This is a genomic window from Lysobacter fragariae, from assembly GCF_054779775.1.
The window spans coordinates 185,834-197,888 of the sequence record NZ_BAAGXP010000003.1; the positions used below are offsets into that span (position 1 = coordinate 185,834).

General features: G+C 66.5%; 5 protein-coding genes. 2 read left to right on the forward strand and 3 right to left on the reverse strand.

Going from position 1 to position 12,055, the window contains the following annotated elements; all coding sequences use genetic code 11:
• Positions 1-2: 2 nt before the first annotated feature.
• A complete protein-coding gene (locus ACYVD7_RS05645; RefSeq protein WP_460760195.1) occupies positions 3-1,619 on the reverse strand; it encodes an alpha-glucosidase family protein in 1,617 nt (538 codons plus the stop codon).
• Between the two features lie 178 nt (positions 1,620-1,797).
• On the opposite strand from ACYVD7_RS05645, the gene ACYVD7_RS05650 reads away from it, so the two are divergent.
• Together ACYVD7_RS05650 and ACYVD7_RS05655 are read left to right on the forward strand one after the other, a co-directional pair.
• Entirely contained in the window at positions 1,798-3,303 is a 1,506-nt protein-coding gene (locus ACYVD7_RS05650) for an MFS transporter (RefSeq protein ID WP_460760198.1), read from the forward strand.
• A 156-nt stretch (positions 3,304-3,459) separates the two neighbouring features.
• Complete coding sequence (locus tag ACYVD7_RS05655; protein WP_460760200.1) at positions 3,460-5,190, forward strand: alpha-amylase family glycosyl hydrolase; 1,731 nt, start codon at positions 3,460-3,462, stop codon at positions 5,188-5,190.
• A gap of 95 nt (positions 5,191-5,285) precedes the next feature.
• On the opposite strand, the gene ACYVD7_RS05660 is transcribed toward ACYVD7_RS05655, so the two are convergent.
• A complete protein-coding gene (locus tag ACYVD7_RS05660) occupies positions 5,286-6,320 on the reverse strand; it encodes a LacI family DNA-binding transcriptional regulator (protein WP_460760203.1) in 1,035 nt (344 codons plus the stop codon).
• A 163-nt stretch (positions 6,321-6,483) separates the two neighbouring features.
• On the reverse strand, positions 6,484-12,055 hold a 5,572-nt coding region (locus ACYVD7_RS05665; RefSeq protein WP_460760205.1), incomplete at its 5' end, for an amino acid adenylation domain-containing protein.

Here is a 12,055-nt window from a genome sequence, read left to right on the forward strand (position 1 = left end):
GCTCAGCCGAGCGTTGCGTAGCAGGCGCCATGCGCAGGCAGGTGCAGACGCGGGCCTTCGATGGTGCCGGGCTGCACGCCGGGCGCCGCAATGGGATGGGGCCTCATGCCTGCGGGCAGGGCCCAGTCCACCGGATGGGCGGAGAGGTTGAACGCCACCAGCATCGACTCGTTCTGGTAGGTGCGCTTGAAGGCCAGTACCGGCTCAGGTGTCTCGATGAATTCGATGTCGCCGAACGTCAGCACCGGCTGGGTGCGGCGCCAACGCAGGAAAGCACGCGTGGCGTTGAGCGACGAACGCGCATCGATGTCCTGCGTCGCCACGTTGCGGTCGAAGTGCTCCGCCGGCACCGGTAGCCAAGGCTTTGCGACGCTGAAGCCGGCATTCGCGGTAGCGTTCCACGGCATCGGCGTGCGGCAGCCGTCGCGGCCCTTGAAGTTGGGCCAGAACGTCTTGCCGTACGGATCCTGCAGCGATTCGTAGGGCACGTCGGCTTCCGGCAGGCCGAGCTCCTCGCCCTGGTACAGGCACACCGAGCCACGCAGCGAACACACCAGCGCCACCAGCTGCGACGCGAACGCCGACGACGCGTGCTCGCCGCCCCAGCGCGTGACGGCGCGGCGCACGTCGTGGTTGGAAATGGCCCAGCAAGGCCAGCCTTCGCGCATCTTCGCTTCCAGGTTGCGCACCGTGCCGCGGATGTACGCGGCGGTGAAGTCGTCGGTGAGCAGCTCGAAGCTGTAGCCCATGTGCAGTCGATGGTCGTTGCAGTACTCGGCCATCGTCGCCAGCGAATCCTCGGAAGAGATCTCGCCCAGCGTGGTTGCATCGGGGTAGCGGTCCAGCAACGCGCGCAGCTGCGAGAGGAACTCCAGGTTCTCCGGTTGCGTGTTGTTGTAGTAGTGGTACTGGAACGCGTAAGGATTGTCGGCGCTGAAGCCGCGACCGACACGCAGTTCCTCCGGCTTTGGCGGGTTGTCGCGCAGTTTCGCGTCGTGGAAGCAGAAGTTGATCGCGTCCAGGCGCAGGCCGTCCACGCCCTTGTCCAGCCAGAACTTAACGTTGTCCAGCGTCGCCGCGCGCACATCCGGATTGTGGAAATTCAGGTCCGGTTGCGAGGACAGGAAGTTATGCAGGTAGTACTGGCAGCGCCGGGGCTCCCACTTCCACGCCACCCCGCCAAACAGCGACAGCCAGTTGTTGGGCGGCGATCCGTCGGGCTTCGCGTCGGCCCAGACGTACCAGTCGGACTTGTCGTTGTCGCGGTTCTCGCGGCTCTGCCGGAACCACTCGTGTTCCATCGAGGTATGACTGAGCACCTGGTCGATCATCACCCGAAGGCCAAGCGCGTGCGCCTTGCCCAGCAGGCGGTCGAAGTCGGCGACCGTCCCGAACAGCGGATCGACGTCGCGGTAGTCGGCGATGTCGTAGCCGAAGTCGGCCATCGGCGATTTGAAGAACGGCGAAATCCAGATCGCGTCCACGCCGAGGCTGGCGATGTAGTCGAGACGGTCGATGATGCCGGGCAGGTCGCCGACGCCATCCCCGTTGGTGTCAAGGAAGCTGCGCGGGTAGATCTGGTAGATCACCGCGCCACGCCACCACCGGTTCATCGCCATCCGGTCCCCGCCGTCCTCGGCGCTGAATTCGCAGAGCAGCGACTATTCCATGCCACGCCTGCTGACGAACGGGTGTTTGGTCAGGTCACGGGCTGAATACGATTACATTTCATGGTGCACCGCGAGTGCCCACTACCATGCCTGCCGCAGCTGCACAGACCTGCATAGGGAACGCCGCATGACGCAAAGCCACGCGCAACACAAGCCGCAACTGTCGTTCTGGCAGATCTGGAACATGTGCTTCGGTTTCCTCGGCATCCAGTTCGGCTTCGCTTTGCAGAACGCCAACGTCAGCCGCATCTTCCAGACGCTGGGTGCGTCGATCGACGACATCCCGATCCTGTGGATCGCCGCGCCGCTCACCGGACTGCTGGTTCAGCCGATCGTGGGCCATTTTTCCGACCGGACCTGGACCCGGCTCGGTCGGCGCCGCCCGTACTTCCTCTGTGGCGCGGTGCTGACGACGCTGGCGTTGCTGCTCATGCCCAACTCGCCCGCGCTGTGGATCGCTGCGGGACTGCTATGGATCCTGGACGCCTCCATCAACATTTCGATGGAGCCCTTCCGCGCCTTCGTTGGCGACCAGCTCCCGGTGAAGCAGCGCGCTGCCGGCTATTCGATGCAGAGCTTCTTCATCGGCGTCGGCGCGGTCGTGGCCAGCCTGTTGCCCTGGCTGCTGGCGAAGTTCGGCGTCGCCAACACCGCGGGGCCGGGCGAAGTCCCGGACACCGTCCGCTACGCCTTCTACGCGGGTGGCGCCGTGCTGATGGGCGCAATGGGCTGGACCGTCCTGCGCACGCGCGAGTATCCGCCGGAGGTGCTGCGTGCCTACGACGAGGCGCCGCCGCTTCGCCCGCGCCTGCGCGATGCGGGCCGCATTCGTGGACTTGCGTTGCTTGCCATCGTGCTGGGCCTTGCAGGCGTCGCGGCCGTCGTCGGCTACGGCCTGGACAAGTCGCTGGTCATTTTTGCCGGCTTGTTCGTCGGCTTCGGGGCTGCGTTCTATGCGCGCACGTTCCTGCAGGCACCGAGCGCGTTCGCCCACATCATGGACGACCTGCATGACATGCCGCCATCGATGGTGAAGCTGGCCGTCGTGCAGTTCTTCTCCTGGTTCGCGCTGTTCGCGATGTGGATCTACACCACGGGTGCGGTGACCAGCGTGCATTACGGCGCTACCGACACCACGTCCGCCGCCTACAACGATGGCGCCAACTGGGTCGGCGTCCTGTTCGCGGCCTACAACGGGTTCGCCGCGCTGGCTGCCGTGGTGATTCCGATGATGGTGAAGCGCTGGGGCCTGCGCGTCAGCCACCTCATCAACGCCACGCTGGGCGGACTGGGCCTGCTGTCGTTCATCGTGATCCGCGACCCGCAATGGCTGCTGCTGTCGATGGTGGGCGTGGGCTTCGCATGGGCGTCGATCCTGTCGCTGCCGTATGCGCTGCTGTCCGACAGCGTGCCCGCGGCGAAGATGGGCGTGTACATGGGCATCTTCAACTTCTTCATCGTGATCCCGCAGTTGGTGGCGGCGAGCCTGCTCGGCGTGCTGTTGAAGCTGTTCTTCGGCAGTCACCCGATCTACGCGCTCGTCATCGGCGGCATCAGCATGATCGTTGCCGGCCTGTGCGTGCTGCGCGTGCGCGAGCCTGCGCGGCATGCGGTGGCGGTATCCGCGAATTGATTGCGGTTCCGCCCGATTGCGGGCCCGATTCTGGTGCGTGACTGGAAGCGGTCCTCAATCTTCGGGAAATGGATTAGTCCCGGATGAGGTCGCGTTCGGATTCTGGAAACTCCGGGGGCGACATCTCCCGACGATGGATGCCTTGGAGACGAGTGAATGAATCGACGTGCCGGAATGGCGATGGTGCTGCTGCTGGCAGGATGCGCGCAGCAGGAAACGGCCTTGCCGGTTCCCGATGCGAAGGCGGCGGCACCGGTTGCTGCGGGCGCTTCCACGCCGGCAGGTGACTACGTCGGCACGACCGAGCCGCTGGCGTCCAACGCGGTGTACTTCGTCCTCACCGACCGCTTCGTCAACGGCGACACCAGCAACGACCAGCGCGAGCAGGCGGCCGGTCCCAACCACACCTTCGATCGTCCCGTTCCCGGCGCACCTGCCGGGCGCAGCGACAACATCGGCTACCTCGGCGGCGACTTCAAAGGCCTGCTGGACAACGCCGATTACATACGCGGCATGGGCTTCGGCGCGGTGTGGGTGACGCCGATCGTGGACCAGCCGGATGAGGCTTTCACCGGCGGCGATCCGGTGAAGTGGGGCAGCATGTTCACCGATCGCGGCAAGACCGGTTTCCACGGCTATTGGGGCGTCGACTTCTACAAGCTCGACGAGCACCTGCCCAGCGTCGGCCTGGATTTCGCCGGGCTCACCAAGGGCCTGAAGCAGCATGGCCTGAAGACCGTGCTCGACATCGTCTGCAACCACGGTTCGCCGTCCTACACGATGCCGCAGGACCAGCCGAAGTACGGCGAGATATACGACAAGGACGGCACGCTGATCGCCGACCACCAGAACCTGCGCCCGGATCAACTCGATCCGAAGAATCCGCTGCACGCCTTCTACAACACCCGTCCGGGCCTTGCGCAGTTGTCGGACATCAACGAGAACGATCCGCGGGTGCTGGAATATTTCGTCGGCGCGTACTCGCAATGGATCGACCAGGGCGCGGATGCGTTCCGCATCGACACGATCCCGTGGATGCCGCATTCGTACTGGCATGCATTCACCACGCGCATCCGCGAGAAGCACCCGGGATTCTTCATGTTCGGCGAGGCTTTCAACTACGACGCCGCGACCATCGCCGCGCACACGCTGCCGCGCAACGCCGGGGTGAGCGTGCTGGATTTCCCGCTGAAGGAGCGCGTGGCGGAAGTGTTCGGGAAACAGGGCGGCGGCTTCGAGCGGATCGCCGAGCGCCTGTATCTGGAAGACGGTCCGTATGAACATCCGTACGAACTGATGACGTTCTACGACAACCACGACATGGCGCGCCTGGATGCGAGCGACGACGGCTTCATCGACGCGAACAACTTCCTGTTCACCACGCGTGGCATTCCGATCATCTACTACGGCTCGGAAACCGGTTTCGAACGTGGCACCGCCGAGCATGCGGGCAATCGCAACTACTTCGGCCAGGCGCGCATCGACGCCGCGCCGGGCAGTCCGATCTACCAGGCCCTCAAGCGCATCGGCGCGCTGCGCGCTGCGACGCCGGCGCTGCAGCGTGGCCTGCAGGTGAACGCGATGATGCAGGGCGACCGCGCCGCGTTCTTCCGGGTGTTGCAACGCGAGGGAGCACACCAGATCGCGCTGGTGCTGTTGAACAAGGGTGCGACGCCGGCGGACTTCGAGGTCCGGGACATGCTGCAGGCGGGTCGTTGGCATGCCGAGCTGGGCGGCGGCGATGTGGATGTGGCCGAAGGCGCCGCGTTGCAGGCGACGGTGCCCGCGCATGGCGTAGAGGTCTACGTGCTTGACGCGGCGGTGGCGAATCCACAGCTGCGAGCGGCACTGGATCGCGCGCAGGTCGGGGCGCATCCGCGCGACTGAGGCTCGTTCGTGGTGGCCATGCACCGTAATGCATGGCCTGGCGCGGCATCACGGTTGCGACGCGTCGCGGCTGTGCCGCACAAAGCGTGCTGCGGTCAGACCGCGCCGCTTGAGCGACGCACCACCAGTGACGGTGCCAGCATGTAGCTTTCGGTCTGCTCGCCGCGCACCTGCTTGAGCAGGGTCTCCACCAGCAGTTCGCCGGCGCGCATCGTGTCCTGCAGCACCGTGGTGAGCGGCGGATTGGTCAGGCGAGCCATCGGCATGTCGTCGAATCCCACGACCGAGACGTCCCAGGGCACGTGGCGTCCGTGCTCGACCAGTGCGCGCATCGCACCGATCGCGATCAGATCGCTGGCCGCGAACACGGCATCGAACGGCCGGCCGCGTTCCATCAGCGCCACCGCGGCGGCGTAGCCGGCTTCCTCCGAACTCTCCGCGTCGACCTGCAGGTCCAGGCTCATCGACGAGCCGGCCACGTGCAGCGCGGCATCGCAACCGCCGTAGCGGGCGAAAAATTCCGGATAGTGATCCGAGGCATATCCCAGGAACGCGACTTTCCGTCGTCCGCGTTCCAGCAGGTGCTCGCCGACCATGCGGCCGCCCTGGAAATTGTCGCAGCCGATCGACACGCCCGGCTGGCCCTCCTGCACCGCACCCCAGCGCACGAAGTGCGTGCCCTGTTCGACCAGCTGTTCCAGCTTGGCGCGGGAGGTCATGTAGTCGCCGTAGCCCAGCAGGATCAGGCCATCGGCCTTCATGCTGTCCTCGTAATCGGCGTGCCAGTCGTCGGAGAGCTGCTGGAACGAGACCAGCAGGTCATGACCGTTGCGCGCACAGGCGCGGGTGATCGAGCCAAGCATCGACAGGAAGAACGGGTTGATGTGCGACTCGTCGGGCGTGGGGTCCTCGAACAGCAACAGCGCGAGCGTGCCCGAGCGCTGCGTGCGCAGGCTGGAAGCGCGATGGTCGACCTTGTAGTTGAGTTCGCGCACCGCATCCAGCACGCGCTGTCGGGTTTCCGGGTTCACCAGCGGGCTGCCGCGCAGCACGCGCGAAACGGTCGCCTGCGAAACGCCCGCGCGATGGGCGATGTCGACGGAGGTGGCCCTGGATTTCTTGCTTCGCATGCGGTCTTGGCGACGGCGGATTCACCCGAGTGTAGTCCGAAACGGGCATGGGCTACGAGGCGCCACAGGGGACTCTGCCCGGAAATGGCGGCGCCGGCACAGGGCCGGCGTCGCTTGCAGCGGGCTGGAGGTGCGGTGGCGACCAACCGCCGCGGCTAACCGACTAGCTAGGCTCCCCTAAGGCTTCGTTCGCCATTTCGCGTGCCCTTTCGTTCGTCATGGCCAGCGCGAGCTTCTTGCCCAGCCCGCTGACGTTGGGCGAGCGCATCATCGACTCGTGGCTGCCGTTCACCGGCGCCACGTGCAGCAGGTGGGCGGGGATGCAACGTTCCCATCCCAGCGCGGCGGTGACGGGTGGGAAACCCGCCGGACGTTCCTGCGCGACGAACAGGTGCACCGGGATCCGCAGCGGCTGCGGCACGTAGCCATCCATCGCCCGTGCGTGCAGGTGCAGATGACGGCACTGCAGCAGTGCCTGCTGCGACGTCAGGTACGAGAAGTTTTCCGGCAGTGCATCCAGTTCGCGATAGCGGTGGAACAGCGCGTCGAACCCGATTGCGGAATCGAAGGCCGCAAGTATCGCGTCCGCGCAAGGCTCGTGTTCCAGGCTTTCCTCGCACAACGCCCGGAGCACCGACTCGGGCGACTGCTCGTTCGCGTCCTGCGAAGTGCCCTCGGGGCAGAACGAGTCCAGCAGTCCGAGGAACTCCACCTGCTCGCGTTGTGCCAGCAGCTGCTGCGCGATTTCGACGCAGAGCACGCCACCGAACGACCAGCCCGCGAGCCGGTACGGACCGTGGGGTTGGACGTGGCGCATCAGCCCGACCATGCGCGCGGCCAACGCGGACATGGTGTGCAGCTGCGGTTCGTCCAGCGGTACGCTGGGCAGGCCGTACACCGGCAGATCGTCCGGCAGGTGTCGCGCGAGTGCCGAGAAGTACAGCTCGTCGCCATAGCCGTCGTGCACCAGGAACAGCGGCGTTCCGGCGCCTCCGCGCACCTTGATGGCACCGGTCGGCGGCAGGGTGACCGCAACGCTACTCAGGGGCTCGGCGAGCAACGCGACGGTCGGGCGATTGAACAGATCGGTGACAGTGACGGCGACACCGGCCTGCCGCAGCAGGCTCACCACGCGCATCACCAGCAGCGAATGCCCGCCCAGCTCGAAGAAGTTGTCGTGCCGGCCCACCCGCTCCAGCTTGAGCACGTCTGCCCAGATCCGCGCGATGGCGGTTTCCACGTCGCCCACAGGCGCTTCGTACGCGCGCGTGGCGTAGGCCTCCGCTTCCGGTGCAGGCAGCGCCTTGCGGTCGAGCTTGCCGTTGGGCGTGAGCGGGAACGCCGACAGGGTGACGTAGGCCGCGGGCACCATGTATTCGGGCAGCGCCGACTGCAGGTGCGCGCGCAGGGCCTCGCGTTCCACCGCGATGCCTTCGTCCTGCGGCGTGACATAGGCGACCAGGCGCTTGTCGCCCGGACGATCCTCGCGTGCCAGCACCACCGCTTCGCGCACGTCCGGGTGCGACGCCAGTCGTGTTTCGATTTCGCCCAGCTCGATGCGGAAGCCGCGGATCTTCACCTGGTGGTCGCGACGGCCGAGGAACTGCAGGGTGCCGTCGGGGTTCCAGCGCGCCATGTCGCCGGTGCGATAGATCCGCGCGCCTTCGGCCTGCGAATACGGATCGCGCAGGAAGCGGTCGACGGTGAGGTCGTCTGCGCCCAGGTAACCGCGCGCAACACCGTTGCCGCCGATGTACAGCTCGCCTTCGACGCCCAGCGGCAGCAGCTTGAGCTCCGGATCCAGCACGTAGACCTGCACGCCCGGCAGTGGCTTGCCGATCGCCAGTTCGCTGCCACGCAGTTCGCTGCCGTCGCAGGTGTTGAGCAGCGTGGCGCACACACTCGCTTCGGTCGGGCCGTAGTGGTTGCTCAGGGTGATGCGACCCTGCGTCAGCTCGCTGAAACGCCGCACCTGTTCCAGTGGCACGCCTTCGCCGCCGAACATGACCAGCGTGACGCCAGGCAACACCGGCGACGCATCGCGCATGCTGGCGAATTCCTCCGTCCAGCGCCGCCACAGCGCCGCCGGGGTGTCGATGGCGGTGATGCGGGATTCCGCGCAGAACGCCTGCAATCCGACGGCGTCGAGCTCGGTCGGTGCCGGATGCAGGACCAGCGTCGCGCCACGCCCAAGCGCGGGGAATACGTCGCCCACAGACGCGTCGAAGATCAATGGCGGAATCATCAACAGCCGGTGACCGGCGAAGTCATGGCGTTCGATGAAGCCGTGCACTAGGTTCATCGCGCTGCGATGGTCGATGACGACGCCCTTGGACGCGCCGGTCGTGCCCGAGGTGTAGATCACGTAAGCGGCGTTGTCGGCATGGACACCCGAGGTGGGTGGCGTGTCGTCAAACGGCATGTCAGCTACGACCAACACCTTGCCGGTCAATGCCGGCTGACGTTGCGCCATGGCCTCCGCCTGCGCGCGCAGCGTGGACGGTGCGAGCAGCGCCCGTGCCGACGCGTTGTCGAGCAATGAAGCGAGTCGTTCGGCCGGACTGTTCGGATCGAGCGGCACGTAGGCCGCGCCTGAGGCCAGGATGCCCAGCGTTCCGATCAGCGATTCGGCGGAGCGGTCGGCCAGGATGGCAACGCGCGTTTCCGGGCCCACGTCCAGCGCGGCCAAACGATGCGCCACGCCGTTAGCGCGACGGACGACGTCCTGATAGGTGACGTCGCGGCCCGGTTCGGCGATCGCGATGGCGTCCGGCGTGCGCTGTGCCTGCGCGATGACCAGGTCGTACAGGCGGGCGTCGGCGTTGGCTGTCGCTTCCACGCCCGGCCCGCCGGACCCCAGCGCCAGCAACGCCTCGCATTGCGAAGGCGGCAGGATCTGCAGCTGGCGCAGCGGCGTCGTGGGTGTCGATTCCAGTGCGGTGGCCAACGATTCGAACGTCGCGATCACCAGTTCGCACAGGTGTTCGGGGTCGACGGATTCGTCCGCCTGCACGTCGATGCTGAAGCCTTCGCCCAGGTCGTTGACGGCCAGTCCCAGCGGGTAGTTGGTGCGTTCCTCGCCGGTCAGTTCCTCCAGTCCGGACCACGATTCGAGCGAGTCGCCTGTGCCCTGGTCCTCGCCGGCATGGCGATAGTTGAGCATCGCGGTGAACAGCGGCGTGGGTGCGCGAACCGCGCTGCAGCGCTGCGCAAGAGCGAGCGGCGCGTGTTCGTGGTGCATCAGCTGGGTGAGCAGTTGATGCGTGCGACGCAGGCCCGCCTGTGCACCTTCGCCATCGACCTTGATCCGCACCGGCAACGAATTGATGAACAGGCCGAAGGCACGATTGGCGCCTTCGCCACCCTGCATGCGGCCGAACATCACGGTGCCGAAGACGACGTCGTCGCGTCCGGATACGCGCGCCAGCACGATGGCCCACGCCAGGTGGCACAGCGAGGCCACGCTGACGCCAGACGTGCGTGCGCAGGCACGCAGGCGACGCGACAGCCGTGGATCGAGGTCGCGGAACGTCGCCAGGATCCGGCTGCCGTCGCCCTGCGCATCCAGCAGCCCGAACGGCGTGGTGGGCTCGTCCACGTCGCCCAGCATGCGGGCGAAGAACGCTTCGTGCTCTTCGCGGCTCACGGCGTTGCGCGCCTGGAAGACGAAGTCGCGGAACGGAAGCGGCGGCGGTAACTGGTCGCCGCGTCCCTGCAGCACGGCCTGGAGCTCGGCGTGCAGGAATTCGATGGTGGTGCGGTCATCGACCAGGTGGTGGACCATTTCCAGCGCCACCCAGCGCTGATTGGGTGCGTCAAACGCGACGAACCAGCGCCACAGCGGCGCCTGACGTACGTCGAGGCGATAGTGGCGTGGATCGAAGCGCGCCTGCAGCTGCGTGGCGATGTCGCCATCGGCGGGGTCGAGCGTGACTTCCTCCACCACCAGCGGCGCGCGCCGCACCACTACCTGCACCGGTTCCGGCAGCCCTTCCCAATGCACGGCCGTGCGCAGGATATCGTGGCGGTTGATGACCACCTGCAATGCGGCCACGTAGCGGTCGATCTGAGCGCGGGTACTGGCGCTGAGCACGCTGGTCGTGAGGTAGACGTCGCCTTCCTTCTCCAGCAGGTAGTGGAAGAGGAAGCCTTCCTGCAACGGCGCCAACGGGTAGATGTCCTGCACGTTGCGGGCGCCGCCTGGCACGGTGGCGGTGATGCTGTCGATGTCGGCCTGGCTCAGTTGCACCATCGGCAGCATGTCGGGCGTGATCGCATCGCAATCCGCTGGGATCAGGTTGGGCGGCACGGTGATCGTGCGGTTCGCGCTGCCGCCGCCGACTGCTGCGGCGAGGTCCATCAGTACCGGTGCCGCGAACAGTGCACGCACGTCGACCTGCATGCCGGCACCGCGCATGCGTTCGACCAGCGTCAGCGCGAGCAGCGAGTGTCCGCCCAGTTCGAAGAAGTTGTCGTGGCGGCCGACACGCTCGAGCTTGAGCAGTTCCGCCCAGATCGATGCCAGCGCGGTTTCGATATCACCGATGGGCGCTTCGTAGTTGCGGGCAATGTAGGAATCCGCGTCGGGCGCGGGGAGCGCCTTGCGATCCAGCTTGCCGTTGGGCGTGAGCGGGAACACCGGCAGCGTGACGTAGGCGGCGGGCACCATGTACTCGGGCAGCGTGCCGCGCAGGTGCGCGCGCAGCGATTCCAGGTCCAGGGCGACGCCGTCCTGCGGCGTGACGTAGGCGACCAGGCGCTTGTCGCCGGGGCGGTCCTCGCGCGCCAATACCGCTGCTTCGCGCACATCCGGATGCGCAGCCAGGCGTGCTTCGATCTCGCCCAGCTCGATGCGGAAGCCGCGGATCTTGACCTGGAAATCGTTGCGGCCCAGGTACTCGATGTCGCCATCGGCGCGCCAGCGTGCCAGGTCGCCGGTCTTGTACAGCCGCTCGTTCGCGGCGAACGGGTTGGCGATGAAGCGCTCCGCGGTGAGCTCGGCGCGATTGAGATAACCGCGCGCCACGCCGGCGCCGCCGACGTACAGCTCACCCGCCGCGCCGATCGGCACCGGCTGGCGGTGTTCGTCGAGGATGTAGAGCGCCAGGTCCGGGATCCGTGCGCCGATCGGGCTGCGACCCTTGTGGCGCTCGACGTCGGCGGGATCGATCGGCCGGTAGGTCACATGGACGGTGGTTTCGGTGATGCCGTACATGTTTATCAGCAGAGGCTGGTTGCCGTCGTTGCGCGCGTACCACGATGCGAGGCTGTGCATTTCCAGCGCTTCGCCGCCGAAGATCACCCGCCGCAGCGAATGCAACTGGTCGCTCGACGACTGCGCGGCGATCAGCTGGCTGAAGGCGCTCGGCGTCTGGTTGAGGATGGTGACTTTCTGTTCGCACAGCAGCCGGTAGAAATCGTCCGGTGCGCGCGAAGTGGCGTGCGGTACGACCACCAGGCGACCGCCGTACAGCAGGGCACCCCAGATTTCCCAGACCGAGAAGTCGAAGGCGAAGGAGTGAAACAGCGTCCACACGTCATTCGCATCGAAGTGGAACCACGCGTCGGTAGCCGCGAACAGCCGCGTCACGTTGCGGTGCTCGATCATGACCCCCTTGGGAGCGCCGGTAGAGCCGGAGGTGTAGATGATGTAGGCGAGGTGGTGCGCGGCGAGGTCGTCGACTACCGGGTTGTCGGTGCCGTACTGGGCCCACAGCGCGGTGTCCGATTCCAGG